Below are 14950 nucleotides of genomic sequence, written 5' to 3' on the forward strand. Positions count from 1 at the left end.
AGGTCAGCGGCGCACCCCGTCGATGCCGCGCACCTTGCGGTACGGGTGCGCGTCGACCTCCGAGAGCATGTCGGCGATCAGCTTCTCGTAGGGCTTGTTGCGCCGGGCGGCTGCCATGAGCAGGCGGGTCGCCCGGGCGGCGCCGCCGAGACTCATCGGGCGGCCGGCGACTCCGAACATGGTGCGTGCCCACTCGGGCAGCAGCGCGATGATGCCGTCCTGGATCACCACCGACGACGCGACCTTGATCGGGTTGCCCTTCAGCGTCGGCTTGCGTAGCGCGACGGTGGCCTCGGCCGCCGGCAGTGTGACGGCCAGCCAGTCCACCTGGGCGTTGATGTAGGTGTCGAGTTCGGCGTGGGTGGCGGCCAGCGTGGACGGGTCGATGCCGACGAGTTCGGCCGCCCGGTGCTGCTCGACGACGAAGCGGTCGCGTTCGGCCGCCGTGAGGCTCGGGCCGTACAACTCGGAACTACGCAGGATGCCCCACACGAGGGTGTTGTGCGTCCAGGCGAGCCAGTCCGGCTCGTCGGCGACCAGGGTCCGGCCGGTGCGCTCGTCGGTCCACTGCGCATGCTTGTGCATGCGCCGCACCGCTTCGCCGGCGGCGAGGGCGTGCGCGGTGTCACCGAAGATCGTGGTGTCGAGGTACTTCACGGTGCGCGCCGCTCGGCCGACCGGGTCGCCGTAGTTGTCGGAGACCTTGCTGAACAGCGTCATCATGTCGGGGTTGAGGGTCTGCAGCAGGACGCCGCAGACGGCGCCGAGCGTGGACGCGGGATCGGCGAACAGGCGCCAGGTGACGCTGTCCGGCCCGAAGAGCCCGTCGTCCTGACGTGCCGAAGGTTCCTGCTGTTCGAGATTCTCGATTGCCCCGCTCATCGCCCAACCTTTCCTGGTCACCCGACTGCCCGGCGGGGCATTGCCGGAGATATTCCCGAAAACAAACATTTGCACCAAGCCGACGCGCCGAAACGACGTTCGACAGTTGGCCGGTCGGCCGGTCCGGGGAGCCTCGTGAAGTGCGAGTAACCTGGTACATCGTGCTTGTGCTTGCCATCGACACCTCCACCCCCGCGGTCACCGCGGGAGTCGTGCGCTTCGACCCCGAGTCCGCCGCCGACGCCCCGCAGGCGCTGGCCACACGGGTGACCTTCGACCCGCGCGCGCATGCCGAGGTCCTGACGCCGCAGATCCTCGAGTGCCTGTCCGAATCCGGGCACACCCCTGCCGATCTCGACGCGGTCGTCGTCGGCGTCGGCCCCGGGCCGTTCACCGGCCTGCGGGTGGGGATGGCGACCGGCGCCGCGTTCGGTGACGCCCTCGGTATCCCGGTCCACGGCGTGTGCAGCCTCGACGCGATCGCCGCGGATGCCGCGGACGGCCGGGACCTGTTGGTGGTCACCGACGCTCGCCGGCGCGAGGTGTACTGGGCGCGCTACTCGCAGGGGACTCGGGTCGAGGGACCCGAGGTGATCAAGCCGTCCGAGCTCGACGGTGAGCCGTCCGAGGTGATCGCCGGGTCGGCGTCGCACGTGGACCTGTTCGATCTGCCGGTGCTGCCGGTGGAGACGCCGTCGCCCGCCGGACTGGTCGCGGTCGCGGCGCAGGCACTGCGTGTCGGGGTGGAGCCGGAGCCGCTGGTGCCGCTGTACCTGCGCCGACCGGACGCGGTGGAGTTGGCGGACCGGCGCAAATGAGCTTTCGTATCGTCCCGCTCGCCGACACCGACGCCGACCGGTGCGCGGAGCTCGAGCAGTTGCTGTTCCCTGGCGACGACCCGTGGAGCGCGGACGCGTTCCGGTCGGAGCTCGCGGGTGGCCACAATCGCTACTTCGCGGCGCGCGACGGCGGCGACGCACTGATCGGCTACGCCGGGGTGTCCCTGCTCGGGACGAGCATCACTCCGGAGGCCGAGGTGCACACGATCGGTGTCGATCCGGCGGCGCAGCGCGGCGGGATCGGTGGGGCGCTGCTCGACGAACTGCTGCGGGTGGCGGACAAGTGGGGCGGACCGGTGTTCCTCGAGGTTCGCACCGACAACGAGCCGGCGATCGCCCTGTACCAGCGTGAGGGCTTCGAGATCGTCGGTACCAGGAAGCGGTACTACCAGCCGAGCGGCGCGGACGCATTCACGATGCGTCGCCCGGCATTGATCGACGCGGAGGCCGCGGAGCGGCGGGGCAAGGAGTGACGGCCATGATCGTGATGGGGATCGAGAGTTCGTGCGACGAGACCGGCGTCGGCATCGTCCGGTGGCACGGCGACGGTAGCTGCGAACTCCTCGCCGACGAGGTGGCGTCGAGCGTCGACCAGCACGCCCGCTACGGCGGTGTGGTGCCGGAGGTGGCGTCGCGCGCGCACCTCGAGGCGATGGTGCCGACGATGAAGCGTGCCCTCTCGGCTGCGGGAATCGACAAGCCGGACGCGATCTGCGTGACGATCGGCCCCGGCCTGGCCGGCGCGCTGCTGGTCGGTGTGGCCGCGGCCAAGGCGTACGCGGCGGCGTGGGGTGTGCCGTTCTACGCGATCAACCACCTCGGCGGCCACGTCGCGGTCGACACTATCGAGCACGGGCCGATGCCGCCGTGCGTCGCGCTGCTGGTTTCGGGCGGGCACACGCATCTGCTGCATGTCGAGGAACTGGGCCGTAAGCCGATCGTGGAACTCGGCACCACGGTCGACGACGCGGCCGGTGAGGCGTTCGACAAGGTCGCACGTCTGCTCGGCCTCGGCTTCCCGGGCGGGCCCGCGCTCGATCGTCTCGCGCAGCAGGGTGACCGGAACGCGATCGTGTTCCCGCGCGGCATGACCGGGTCGCGGGACGCGCGTCACGACTTCTCGTTCTCGGGCCTCAAGACGGCGGTGGCACGGTTCGTCGAGGCGAAGCAGCGTGCGGGCGAAGAGGTTCCGGTGGCCGACGTCGCCGCGGGCTTCCAGGAGTCGGTCGCGGACGTGTTGACGATGAAGGCCGTGCGCGCCGCGCAGGACGTCGGCGTCGACACCCTGGTGCTCGGCGGCGGTGCGACGGCGAACTCGCGGATCCGTTCGCTCGCCGAGGAGCGTTGTGCTGCAGCGGGTCTCACGCTCCGTGTGCCCCGCCCACGGCTGTGCACCGACAACGGTGTGATGATCGCGGCGCTCGGCGCCCACCTCATCGCGGGCGGCGCGCAGCCGTCGGCGCTCACCTCGGCGACGAATCCGGGACTTCCGGTGTCGGTGAGCCAGATTCGGGACTGATCTCGGGGCCGGCCGCGATCGGTGCCTCAGGCGCCGGTGTCGTGGTCGGAGGTGTGGTGGTCGGGGGTGTGGCCGTCTCGCTGGACCCCGTAGCGGGCCCCGATTCCGGTGTCTGCTCCGGTGTCTCTGCCGGACCGGACGTCTCCGGCGGTTCGGGAGTCGGCGGAGTCCCGGTATCCGGCGGTGAGATGCTGGGGATTTCCGGTAGCCACGTGGGCAGTTCGGGCCACTTCGGCGGTATCCACGGCAGATCGTCCGGCGGTGTCGTCGTGGTCGTCGTCGGTGGCGGTGTCGTCGTGGTCGGTTCGGCGGACGGTTCCGTGGTCGTGGGAGGCGTCTCGTCGAACGTCGGGTAGCTCGTGCTCGGTTCCGGCGTGCTGTAGTCGTATGTCGGCAGAGGCGGCTGCGGCACGGGGACGGACGTTGTCGTCGGGTAGGGATCCTTCGTCGGGAGCCACGTTTCCTGAGGTGCGGGAGGAGGCTCGTAAGGGCTGGTCGTGGGTGTCTCGATCACCTGGCTGCCGGTGGGGGAGTAGTTCTCCTCGCTCTGCGGCACCATCTCCTTGACGCCGTAGCCGAGCATCAGTCCACCCACCACGACGGCCGCCACGAGTGCGCCGGAGACTCGTCCACCGGATCCGGTGACCAGTGGAAACTTCTGGCGTTCGGGGGATCCGGCGAGCAGTGCTGCGCCCTTCGCGGTCGCGGCCTCGGGTTCGGTGACCTCGATGGTCGTGGCGTCGAAAGCAGTCTCGAGGGCGGCAGCGATTCCGGGGATCCGGGCACCGCCGCCGACCAGCACGAGCGCCTCGGGTCGCTGGAGTGCTTGCGTGAAGACCTCCGACACGAACTCGGCCACGCGAGCACCGGCATCGCTTCCCGGTTCGTCGGCCGCTGCGTCCGCGCTCACCGCTGCGGTGCGATCACGGAAGAACACGGTGCCGTCGGCCTGGTCGACGATGGTGACGGTGAGACCCGACGCACCGAGGTCGACGAGGGCGATGATGCCGTACTGCGCGACGAGTCCGGTGCTGCGTAGGTAGGTGAGGGTGGCGGCAGTCTCGGGGACCAGCCGGATCGCTCGCTTCTGGGACTTCGCCGCGGAACGCACCGCGGCAGCCTGGGATTCGGTGCGGTACGCGACCGCGATGGCGTCCGGCTCGATGCGGCGATCGGGAACCTGGATGGTCATCAGCCCGATCGCGGACAGTGCCAGATCGCCCGGATCGGTCTGCGTGCCGAGGTCGGCAGAGATCGTGCGGTATTCGACGTCCTGCACGCCCGTCTCGTCGGAGGAGACGAGTGCGCTGCACACCCCGGCTGCTCCGGTGGAGATACCGAGTGAGTTTCGCATTGTCCACCTCCTGCTTTCGGTGTTCGAGTTCGCTCGTGTCACTTCGCTCGTGTTCCGAGCTGCCCGGGTCGGAAACTGAGATAATTCCTTGCCGACCACAGGCGTCGTTATCCGAACGTTACCCAATGTCGGGTGACGGCGCTCGGCGGGTGTGCGTCGGTGCAGGTCGGCCCGGACATTCGCGGGGCGACGGACCGCCGTCGGTCCGTCAGTGAGCGCCGCGAGCGACTTCGGAAGCGAGGATTCATGTCCGACGCGATCCACTTGGCAAGCCTCGGCCGCCACGACCGGCGCCGGATGCTGCGAAAGGCGTTGCTACGGTCGGCCAGCACTGTCGTGATTCTGCTGATCGCCTACTTCGCGCTGCCGATGGATCGTCTGCCGGACGCGGGTGCCGTCGTGGTGCTGGTCGGTGGCGTACTGGTCGTCGTCGGGTTGTGTGCCTGGCAGGTCCGGCAGATCGTTCACTCGCCGACGCCGGCGGTGCGGGCGGCGGAGGCCCTGGCGGTGACTCTGCCCGTGTACCTGTTGGGGTCGGCGACGACGACTTTCCTTCTGTCACAGATGGATCCGGGGTCGTTCAACGAGACCCTGACGCGGATCGACGCGCTCTACTTCACCCTCACGGTGTTCGCGACAGTCGGGTTCGGGGACATCGCCGCCGTGACCCAACCGGCCCGCGCCGTCGTGACGGTGATGATCGTCGGAAACCTGGTGATGCTCGCGGTCGGCGTCAAACTGCTGACCCAGGCCGTCAAGTGGGGCCGGGCGCTCCAGGACACGCAGGAGGCCGGTGGGGAGCAGGGCTCCCCACCGGCCTCCCGGTGACAGTTTTCCCGGCGTCTACGCGCGCATCGTCGCGAGGACCAGCTCGACGTTGTGGTCCGGCGAGCCGCCCAGGAGCTTCGGGTCCGCGTGGATGTCGTTGAACGAGAACTCCCGGTACATCGAGGCCAGGCCCGCGGGGGAGAAGTCGTCGTAGCTGACCTGGTAGGGGCTGTCCGCCTCGATCAGCGTCGTCAGCAACGAGACGGTGCCGTCGTTGTTGTCGACGACCTCGATGATCCGGCCCTGCTGCGGGAAATCGATGTGCGAGGCGGTGTTGATCTCCCAGAAGCCCTGCTCGGGCGTCTGGCCGACCTGCGGCGTGATCCGGTTCTCGTGGGTGTGTCCGTTGACCCAGGCGAGGACGTTCGGGAAGCGGTGCAGCAGATCCACCAGCTGCGCGCCCTTGATGCGCGGCTCGAGAGGGCGCTCGGGATCGGGCAGCGTGTTCGCCATCGTCGTGCTGGTGTGGTGGCTGAACAGCACGAAGTACGTGTCGGTGCGGCTCTGCGTGACGAGCGCACCGTTGGTGTCGTAGTACTTGCTGCTGCCGGCGAGCAGGGTCTGCTCGATCCACCGGAACTGCGCTTCGCCGAGCGAACCGTCGACGAAGCCGGCGCGGTTGGTCGAGTCCATGCTGATGCCGATGACGCCCGGTGAGATCTCGAACGTGTAGTAGCCGATACCGGTTTCGTCGGCGTCGGGCGCGAAGCCGTGGCCGACCGGGCCGGGACCGGTGTTGGCGGGATCGAGGTGGGCGGCGATGAACTCGCGCGGCGTGAACGGGTGCCGGCGGGCGTCGGGCGTGACCGTCCGCGGCGGGGTGGTGATCGCCGAGAGCAGGTTCAGCACTGCCGTCGGGTCAGAGCTCAGGGCGCTCGAGATGCGGGCCGCCTGGTCGGAGGAGTCGGGCACCTCGAACTTCTTGTTGCCCGTGTACATCTGCTCGAGGAACGGGATGCCGCTCGGCAGGGTGCCCTCGACGGAATCGTCGTGGTTGCCGAACACGCAGTACCACTTGGTGCTCAGGCCCGGGCTGGTGACGGGCTGCAGCGCCGCGTGCAGCAGGCCGGGCACCTCCGGGAAGCCGGTCTTCTTGTAGATGTCCTGGATCGACGACTCGGGGTTCCAGTACAGGTCGGCACCCGAATTCTGCACGCCCTCGTACCGGGTCGGGTCACCGGTGTTGGGAGTGATGACGCCACCGTTGAGGGCCGTGAGGAACCAGCCCAGTTCGACGAACTCCTTGTTGTCGGTGTTGTCGCCCGTGGTGACGACGGCGTCGAAGTCGCGCAGCGTGTGCGGCCCCTTGCGGAGCGAGTTGACGCGATCGATCAGCGAGACCAGACCCTGGGCGGTCATGGTCTCCTGCGGGCGGAACGCCGCGCCCTGGAAGGGGTGGACGTATTCGAACCGCACGGGCGACTGGGCGTCGAGCACGTGGACGTCGGTGAGCTGGACGATCGATGCCAGGTCGGTGCGACGGTCCTCGCGCCCGGACTTGGCCTCCGCGAGGTCGCTCCGGACGACCAGCGGCCAACCCGGACCTGCGGTGAGGCGGCGGTATCCGCTGGAGCCCAGCGGAACCGCGACGGATTCGAGGGTCGTGCCCGCGATCGACGCCGGCAGCGGTGCGGCCGCATAGGCCTGCGCTGCGAGCGGATTCCACGATCGGTTGCCGACCAGCGGCAGTGCCGAGATCCCGAGTGCGCCGACACCGGCAGCTCCCAGGAAGGTGCGCCGATTCATACCGTTCATCTGCTGTTCACCCACGCGGACACTGTAGGTGACAAACCTGCCCAGAGTGTAACGTTCGGCGTGATCTTGCAGGTTGTGTCGCTCAGGCGTTCTCGTCGCTCAGCGGGCCGAACTGCGGCACCTGCGGCATCGTCGTCACGACGTGCACGGTGGCCTCGGCGGAAGATGCGGCCAGCACCCACGGGATGTCGCTCGGGAACTGCACGAAGTCGCCGGGGCCCAGGTCGGCCAGTTCGTTGGCGGGACCGACGCGAACCTTGCCGCTGATGACGTAGGCGTGGATGAGGGTTCCGGCGGAATCCGCGGGTCGAACGAGGTCGTCGGGGGTCTGGGTCGCCGACGCCTTCAGTCGCATGATGCTCGTACGGACGTAGCCGGAGCCGTAGATCTGGTCGAGGACCTTGGTCGTCCCCGTCCCGGTCTTGTCGTTCCAGACGCCCTCGCCGGCGCGCACCACGAACACGCGCGTGCCCCACTCGGTGACGAGGCGTCGCAGGGGCACGTCGAGTGCGGCCGCGATCGCATCGATGGTCTCGACTGTGGGATTGCCTACACCCTGCTCGATCTTCGAGAGGGTCTGCTTCGACAGGTCCGCCCGCTTGGCGAGGTCGCCCATGCTCATCTGCCGTTCGTTGCGGAACCGCTGAACATTGCGTGCGATCAGCGCATTGCTGTCCACGGACCCTCCTCTCGGTCGAAGTGCTCGCCTCGGTCCGGTGCTGTCGAATGAGCTGAATGCTCCAGACGATTAAAGCCGAGCCGGGCGGGGTGTCACTTTTAATATCACTATCGTCAATCTTGACATGCAAACGCCAGGTGGGCACACTCGGTCGAGGCGCCTGGTCGCGCCGGAGATGTCCGATTCGCAGAGTGAAGTGGTGGGATCGATGGGCGTGCAGGAACTAACCGATCTGTCTCGTTCGGGTTCGAGCCGGGACGGCCGTGCGGCCGTCGACAAGGCGATGAGCCTGCTCACCAGTTTCGGCCAGGAGGCGTACACGGGCGTCGGCGTGAGCGAACTCGCGCGCCGCTCCGGGCTGAGCAAGTCGACGGCCTTCCGCATCCTCGGCATGCTCGAACGGAACCATGCCGTCGAGCGGGTCGGCAGTGACTACCGGCTCGGTTCCGAGCTGCACAACCTCGGTGGCCGCGTGTACGCGCCGCAGCACTCGACGGTCCGCGACGTCCTCACCCCGTTCCTGGCCGACCTCTACGAGGCCACCCGGCAGACGGTGCACCTCGCGGTGTTGCACGGCCCCGACGTCCTCTACATCAACAAGCTGTACGGCCACCGAACCGTCGCATCGCCCTCCCGGGTCGGCGGGCGCGTGCCCGCGCACTGCACCGCGGTCGGCAAGGCGTTGCTCGCGTACTCCGGTCAGGACTCCGAGGAACTGATCGGCTCGAATCTGTCGGCGCGGACTGCGAAGAGCATCACCGACATCGGCCGGTTGCGCGGCGAGCTGTCGCAGATCCGCCGCACCGGAGTGGCCTTCGATCACGAGGAGAGCCGTGACGGCCTCGTGTGCGTCGGCGGCGTCGTCACGGGAGCCGGAGCGAGGCCGGTCGCGGCGTTCTCGGTGTCGGGTCAGGTTTCTCGCTACTCGCCCGCGACTGCGGAGCCGGCGCTGCGACGGGTCTGCATGGCGGCGTCGCGCGCGTTGAGCGCGTCGCAGGTCGCGCTCGCGTCGTAGCGGCCCACCACGACTCCCGGGAGCGAACTTCTCCCGGACATTGATTCAGGCCGAAGGAGCCGTTCATGTCAGTTGCGCTGGTTGCGCTGTCCCACTCCCCGCTGATCGGGCTCAACGATCCGGCGCAGGAGGTGCTCGACGAGGTCGATCACGCCATCGCCGGGGCGCGCGCGTTCATCCAGGAGTACGACCCCGAACTCGTCGTGCTGTTCGCGCCCGACCACTACAACGGCTTCTTCTACGGCAAGATGCCCCCGTTCGCGGTCGCCACGGGTGCGCTTGCGGTGGGCGACTTCGGTTCCGCCGAGGGCGAGATCCTGGTCGACAACGAGGCGGCCGACACGATCGCCAAGGGCGTCCTCGAGCGTGACATCGACCTGACGATCTCGGCGCGCATGGTCGTCGACCACGGTTTCGTGCAGCCGTTGGAGATGCTGTTCGGCGGCATCCAGTCGGTGCCCACCGTGCCGGTCTTCATCAACGGTGTGGCCGCGCCGCTCGGCCCCGTACGTCGCATCCGGCAGTTCGGCAAGGCGCTCGGCGAAGCCGCGGCGCGGCTCGACAAGCGCGTGCTGTTCCTCGCGTCGGGTGGTCTGTCGCACGATCCGCCGGTGCCGATCCTCGAGGGTGCGCCGCCGCGCGTCGCCGAGGCGCTGATCCTGGGCAACCCGCCCACCCCGGAGCAGCGGGCCCGCGGTGAGCAGCGCGTCGTGCAGTCCGGCATCGACCTGGCTGCTGGCACGTCGACCCGCAAGCCGCTCAACCCCGAGTGGGACAACGAGGTTCTCGACATCGTCGCGTCCGGCGACATCGAGCAGTTCGACGGCTGGACCAACGAGTTCTTCGAGGCGCAGGGCGGCGGCTCGTCGCACGAGGTCCGCACGTGGATCGCGGCGTACGCGGCGCTCGCGGCCTCCGGTTCGTACGAACTGCAGTCGCGCTACTACCGCGCCATCCCCGAGTGGGTGGCCGGCTTCGCGGTGACGACCGCGAAGTAGTTTCTCTCTCTTCGGCATCGGGCCGGGCGTCTGTCGGGGACGCCCGGCCCTTGTCGTTCCCGGACCCGGGTGCTACCCATGAAGGGACGCCTCGGGGGAGGAGACGACATGGTGACGTCGGCGTATCGCAGGGGATCCGGTGAGCCGGTGCTGTTGCTGCACGGCTTCACGCTGTCGCATCACGTGTGGCATCGCGTGGCCGACGATCTGGCATCCGACTACGACGTTCTCGCGCTCACGATGCCCGGGCACTGGGGCGGGCGGCGGTTGCGGTGGCGCGACCTGGGTATCGCCGGGATCGCCGACGGCATCGAAAGGGAACTCGACGCAATCGGCTGGGACACCTGCCATGTCGCCGGCAACTCGCTGGGCGGTCAGGTTGCGTTCGAGCTGGCGCGCCGCGGCCGGGCCCGTTCGATCGCGGGGGTCAATCCGGGAGGCGGGTGGAAGCGTTTCTCCCGCCACGAGTTCCGAGTCGGTTCCGGGTTCGTGGCGCAGTATCCGCTGATGGCGCTCGCGCGGCTGCTCGGTGACCGTGCCGCCGCGAGTCGGTTCTTCCAACGGCCGGTCATCGCGAACTGCAGCCACGACGTCAGCCGGGTGGATCCGGACGACGCCACGAATGTCATTCGGGCGGTGTCGCATTGCTCGGTCTACCTGCCGATCCTGCTCGCCTTTCTACGCGACGGCCCGCTCACCGGACTCGACCGGGTCACCGCACCGACGTCGCTGATCCTGGGGGAGTACGACACCTTCCTCCCGCGGGACACCTGCATACAGCGCTTCCTCGACGAACTGCCCGGCGATGTCGAGGAGATCGTGCTGCCGGGTGTCGGGCACATCCCGATGCTCGAGGATCCGGGCGTCGTGGCGGGGGCGTTGCGCGCGCATCTGGCGAGGGTTGTGGGGCGTGACGATGTCGCGTGAGTGCGGCGAACGGCGGGGGGACGCGACGCGACGTGGCTATCTTGGTCCGGTGACTGTGACGACCGAGTTCGAAACCGAGCGGCGTTCCCTCAGCGGATGGGGCAGGTGCGCAGCAACATCCGCTCATGTGCTGTCCACCCCGGACGTCGAGGTCATCGCCCGGGCCGTCCTCAGCGCAGGCCCGAGAGGAGTCATCGCACGTGGGCTGGGGCGCAGCTACGGCGATCCCGCGCAGAACGCCGGTGGCCTCGTCGTGGACATGACCGCCGTCGACCGAATCCATCGGATCGACCCGGACACCGGCATCGTCGACGTCGACGCCGGGGTCAGTCTCGACACCTTGATGCGCGCAGTTCTTCCCCACGGGCTGTGGGTTCCCGTCCTACCCGGAACGAGGCAGGTCACCGTCGGTGGGGCGATCGGCGCCGACATCCACGGCAAGAACCATCACTCGCACGGCAGTTTCGGTAATCACGTCGAATCCCTGGACCTGCTCACGGCCGACGGCTCCGTTCGCACGCTCACTCCGACCTGCGAAGAGAAGGCGCTGTTCTGGGCGACCGTCGGCGGCATGGGAATGACGGGGATCGTCGTGCGTGCGCGGGTGCGGATGAAGCGCACCGAGACGGCGTATTTCATCGCCGACCACGACCGCACGTCGAATCTCGACGAGACCATGGAACTGCTGACGGGTGGATCCGACGACGGCTACGACTACTCGATGTCGGTGCCGGACACGATCTCCACCGGACCCAAGCTCGGACGCGCAGGGTTCACCCGCGGTTCGCTGGCCTCCCTCGACCAGCTGCCGCCCAAGCTGCGTCGCGATCCGTTGCGGTTCAACGCACCTCAGTTGCTCACCGTTCCGGACATCTTTCCGTCCGGGATGGTCAATCGGTTCACGATCGCGCTCGCGGCCGAGGCCGCGCATCGCATGTATCCCAAGCACGGACGCGGGACAGTTCAGAATCTGACGCAGTTCTACCATCCGTTGGACCTGCTCGGTGAATGGAACCGTGCATACGGCCGTGCAGGCTTCCTGCAGTACCAGTTCTCGATTCCGTACGGCGCCGAACAGCAGCTCGCGGACATCGTGCGCCTGATCGCCGAGTCCGGCCACCGATCGTTTCTCAACGTCTTCAAGCGGATGGGTGACGGCAACCCCGCTCCGCTGTCGTGGCCGCATCCGGGATTCATGCTCAGTCTCGACTTCCCGATGAGGCCGGGACTGGGCCGCTTCTGCGACGAACTCGACGAACGCGTGCTGGCAGCCGGCGGGCGGCTCTACTTCGCGAAGGACTCCCGTACGACACCGGACCGCGTGGCTCGGATGTATCCCCGCCTCGACGAGTGGCGCGCAGTCCGCGACGGGGCCGACCCCGAAGGCGTCTTCGTGTCCGACCTGGCCAGACGTTTGCGTTTGGTGACCAGCGACGACTGAACGCACCGGCTTCCTGTCGGTGGCCACCCGTATGATCGAAACTATGTTCGAATCCGGGGGTGGGGTCGAAGAGTTGGCGGCGGCCGAGGTCGCGCGGGACACGCTGCGGTTCGTCGAGTTGTCGGGGCTGGCGCGCATCGAGAACGCGCATGCCGCCCGCAAGGTGCTGCTGGCAGGGGAGTTGGCGTTGTCGGCACTCGAGCGTGATGTCGCATTGCGTGGCGGCGACATTCGCGACTGCGGCAACGAGGCGATCGCCGAGGTGTCCACCCGGCTGGGCTGTTCGCACACGATGGCCTCTTATTTCTGTGACCTCGGAGTGGACCTGAGGCTCCGCCTCCCGCTCACTCGCGCCGCATTTCTCGCCGGCGAACTCGATTACGCCCGCGTTTGGCGGATTCATCGCGAGACGACGGGACTCCGGCCGGAAACCGTTGCCCTCCTCGAAGCCGAGATCGTCCGATCTGCACGGCGATTGGCCCCCGCGGCGCTGGGGCGGGAGATTCGGGAACTGATCGTGCGTGCGAGCCCCGATGAGGCGGCCTCGGATCGCGAACTCGCCGAAGCGGAGTGCCGGGTGAAGGTGCGTCCTGTGGGACCGCTGTCGGAGTTCACCGCGGTCCTGACTGCCGAGCAGGGGCAGGCTGCGTGGCAACTGGTGTGCGAGATGGCAGACACCGTGTGCAGGAAGGACCGCCGCGGTCGGCAGAGCCTTCTCGTCGACGCCTTCGTGGCCCTGCTGCACGGTGAATCCGCGCTGCCCTGCACGTGCGAGAAGCCCGACTGTCCCAAGGCGGGCGCAGCCGCGATGCCGTCGCGGCGGAAGCCGCTGGTGCAGATCACCGTCGATATCGCCACGTTGCTCGGACTCACCGCGTCGCCCGCGTACATCGATGGGCACGGTCCTATCGATCCCGAACTCGCGCGCATGCTCGCCGAGGACGCTACCTGGCGGTCGATACTCACCGAGATGGTCGATCTGGCAACCGAACTCGGACTCGTGGCCGACGGGATGGAGAGCGCCGACGCCGACGCCGGTGCAGCCGACGATCTCCGGCCCACCGGCCCGCCGACGGAACCGATGCAGCGGCGACGGGGCCTCCACGTGTTCCGGGCCCGGGGGACGCGGCATCGCGGCGGACGGGTTCCACACCGGGATGCGAATCGGTCGGGGGAGAACGCGGGACCCCCACCTCCAGGAACCGGGACCATCGTCTCCGGGATCGAGGCGGCGCTCGAGGCCGATCCGGCGATGAGGCGAGGGCGCCATCCGGACGGCCATGGCGGGCTGAGCGAGCCACAAGCCGGAGCGCTCGTCTACCGCCCCGACGCCGCCACCACGGCGATGGTGCGCACGCGGGACAGCCACTGCCGCTTTCCCGGTTGTTCGGTGCCGGCCGCGCGCTGCCAACTCGATCACGTGGTGCCGTTCTCGCACCGCAACCCGATCGCGGGTGGCTGGACGATCGTGTCGAACCTGCAGTGCCTGTGCCAGTTCCACCACAACCTGAAGACGATAGGACGCTGCGGGGCAACGATGCTCGGCGGCGGGATCGTCGTGTGGGCGAGCCGCTACGGCACCACCACCGTCACGCTGCCCGGCGGGATGTATGTCCGCGACGCCGCACCGGCGCTGGTGCCGAGACTGCCGCGCAGGATCAGCCGGGTCAAGCCCACGACCTACTACGACGAGGAGGTGCCGCCATTCTGACCGGAGTTCAATCGCAGCTCCGCGATCAGCCCGTAGTGGTCCGACCCGGCCACCTCGATGCGCTCGAGCGACGTCGCCTGCGCGCCCTTGGTGAGGATGTGGTCGATCCCGACGATCGCGGGATAGCGCTTGTCGGTGGGATACGTCGGCAGGATGCCCGCGCCCAACTGGTCCGCGGCGTCGACGTAGCCGCCGTGGCGCAGATCCCGGAACTTGCGGTGCGAATAGGTGGCATTGAAGTCGCCGCTCACGATCACGTTGTCGTGGACGGCGGCCGCATCCATCGCGTCCCGCAGGCGATCGAAGTCCTCGGTCCAGTGTTCGGCCGGCGCGATGTACGCGGGCACGGGATGCACGTCGTACAGCACCACCGGCTCGCCCAATCCGGCGTCGACGTCGACCACCAGGTTCGTCAGCGCCATGCCGTCCACAAGCCGTCCGTTCGACAACGGAAACCGGCTGTAGATGCCGGCGCCGTTGCCGCCATGGCGTGGTTCCAGGAAGGAATGCGGCAGAACGTCTTCCAGGCCGGCCTCACGGAGTGCAGCCACGGCAGGATCGGTCAGCTCCTGGAGCGTGAGCACATCGACACCCCGATCTCGGACCGCCTGCACGAGGGCGGCGGGATCGGCGGAGCCCACCATGATGTTGGACTGCATCACGCGGATCGACGGCCCGGTCGGCTCCCCGTCGCTGCCCGACGCACCGCCGACCCACAACGGACCGAAGGCCCACGCGCCCAACGCGACAACGAGCGCCGAGACCCCGAGCAGGATCCACTGCCGCGCGGCAGCGGTGACGATCGCCCCCACGATCGTCACCGCCAGCAGCAACGGCGCGAACGACGCCGTGACGATCACGACGTTGGTGGACGCGCCGGACCGGAACGCGACCAGTGCGGCCAGTCCTGACGCGATGCCGACACCGCCGATTACCGCCGCTGCCCGGCGCAGCACGATCGAGCCCGTCATCGGATCCCCCTCCGTCGTCGATCGAGAAGCT

At 68.5% G+C, this 14950-nt stretch carries 14 protein-coding genes; 9 read left to right on the plus strand and 5 right to left on the minus strand.

Annotation, left to right across the window (positions count from 1 at the left end; all coding sequences use genetic code 11):
• Nucleotides 1-3: 3 nt before the first annotated feature.
• Nucleotides 4-882, minus strand: a complete 879-nt coding sequence (locus LCL87_RS11045) for an oxygenase MpaB family protein (RefSeq protein ID WP_225019512.1) — start codon at nucleotides 880-882, stop codon at nucleotides 4-6.
• Between the two features lie 161 nt (nucleotides 883-1043).
• Between LCL87_RS11045 and tsaB the strand changes: the two genes are divergently transcribed.
• Genes tsaB through tsaD form a run of 3 tightly spaced genes read left to right on the plus strand, consistent with a single transcriptional unit; the run spans nucleotide 1044 to nucleotide 3240 of the window.
• Complete coding sequence (gene tsaB / locus LCL87_RS11050; RefSeq protein ID WP_225019514.1) at nucleotides 1044-1700, plus strand: tRNA (adenosine(37)-N6)-threonylcarbamoyltransferase complex dimerization subunit type 1 TsaB; 657 nt, start codon at nucleotides 1044-1046, stop codon at nucleotides 1698-1700.
• Nucleotides 1697-2194 (plus strand): ribosomal protein S18-alanine N-acetyltransferase, encoded by a 498-nt coding sequence (rimI, locus tag LCL87_RS11055; protein ID WP_225019516.1) that lies wholly within the window; start codon nucleotides 1697-1699, stop codon nucleotides 2192-2194. Before tsaB ends, rimI begins: the two co-directional genes overlap by 4 nt.
• 5 nt (nucleotides 2195-2199) lie before the next feature.
• On the plus strand, nucleotides 2200-3240 hold the full coding sequence (tsaD, locus tag LCL87_RS11060) for a tRNA (adenosine(37)-N6)-threonylcarbamoyltransferase complex transferase subunit TsaD (RefSeq protein ID WP_225019518.1): 1041 nt from the start codon (nucleotides 2200-2202) through the stop codon (nucleotides 3238-3240).
• Here tsaD and LCL87_RS25855 read toward each other — a convergent pair.
• On the minus strand, nucleotides 3185-4594 hold the full coding sequence (locus LCL87_RS25855) for a DUF7159 family protein (RefSeq protein WP_510850740.1): 1410 nt from the start codon (nucleotides 4592-4594) through the stop codon (nucleotides 3185-3187). The genes tsaD and LCL87_RS25855 overlap by 56 nt on opposite strands.
• Nucleotides 4595-4840: 246 nt before the next feature.
• On the opposite strand from LCL87_RS25855, the gene LCL87_RS11070 reads away from it, so the two are divergent.
• Nucleotides 4841-5422 (plus strand): potassium channel family protein, encoded by a 582-nt coding sequence (locus tag LCL87_RS11070; protein ID WP_225019520.1) that lies wholly within the window; start codon nucleotides 4841-4843, stop codon nucleotides 5420-5422.
• 15 nt (nucleotides 5423-5437) lie between these two features.
• Here LCL87_RS11070 and LCL87_RS11075 read toward each other — a convergent pair whose 3' ends face one another.
• Nucleotides 5438-7177, minus strand: coding sequence for a TIGR03767 family metallophosphoesterase (locus LCL87_RS11075; RefSeq protein ID WP_225019989.1), 1740 nt, complete (start codon nucleotides 7175-7177; stop codon nucleotides 5438-5440).
• A gap of 82 nt (nucleotides 7178-7259) precedes the next feature.
• Entirely contained in the window at nucleotides 7260-7856 is a 597-nt protein-coding gene (locus LCL87_RS11080; protein WP_225019522.1) for an XRE family transcriptional regulator, read from the minus strand.
• A gap of 208 nt (nucleotides 7857-8064) precedes the next feature.
• On the opposite strand from LCL87_RS11080, the gene LCL87_RS11085 reads away from it, so the two are divergent.
• The 5 genes from LCL87_RS11085 to LCL87_RS11105 all read left to right on the plus strand — a co-directional run bounded on the left by LCL87_RS11085 (nucleotide 8065) and on the right by LCL87_RS11105 (nucleotide 13948).
• Complete coding sequence (locus LCL87_RS11085; protein ID WP_225019991.1) at nucleotides 8065-8871, plus strand: IclR family transcriptional regulator; 807 nt, start codon at nucleotides 8065-8067, stop codon at nucleotides 8869-8871.
• Between the two features lie 65 nt (nucleotides 8872-8936).
• Nucleotides 8937-9869 carry a 3-carboxyethylcatechol 2,3-dioxygenase gene (locus LCL87_RS11090; RefSeq protein ID WP_225019524.1) on the plus strand — a complete coding sequence of 311 codons (933 nt, stop codon included), beginning with the start codon at nucleotides 8937-8939 and terminating at the stop codon, nucleotides 9867-9869.
• 78 nt (nucleotides 9870-9947) lie between these two features.
• Nucleotides 9948-10796 carry an epoxide hydrolase EphH gene (gene ephH / locus LCL87_RS11095; RefSeq protein ID WP_225019526.1) on the plus strand — a complete coding sequence of 283 codons (849 nt, stop codon included), beginning with the start codon at nucleotides 9948-9950 and terminating at the stop codon, nucleotides 10794-10796.
• Between the two features lie 49 nt (nucleotides 10797-10845).
• On the plus strand, nucleotides 10846-12237 hold the full coding sequence (gene dprE1, locus LCL87_RS11100; protein ID WP_510850741.1) for a decaprenylphosphoryl-beta-D-ribose oxidase: 1392 nt from the start codon (nucleotides 10846-10848) through the stop codon (nucleotides 12235-12237).
• 43 nt (nucleotides 12238-12280) lie between these two features.
• Entirely contained in the window at nucleotides 12281-13948 is a 1668-nt protein-coding gene (locus LCL87_RS11105; RefSeq protein ID WP_225019528.1) for an HNH endonuclease signature motif containing protein, read from the plus strand.
• Here LCL87_RS11105 and LCL87_RS11110 read toward each other — a convergent pair.
• Nucleotides 13921-14919 (minus strand): endonuclease/exonuclease/phosphatase family protein, encoded by a 999-nt coding sequence (locus tag LCL87_RS11110; RefSeq protein WP_225019530.1) that lies wholly within the window; start codon nucleotides 14917-14919, stop codon nucleotides 13921-13923. The two genes, LCL87_RS11105 and LCL87_RS11110, sit on opposite strands and share 28 nt — an antisense overlap.
• Between the last annotated feature and the right edge of the window lie 31 nt (nucleotides 14920-14950).

Origin of the sequence: Prescottella equi (assembly GCF_020171745.1) — a bacterium.
GTDB classification, from domain to species: Bacteria; Actinomycetota; Actinomycetes; order Mycobacteriales; family Mycobacteriaceae; genus Prescottella; species Prescottella equi_A.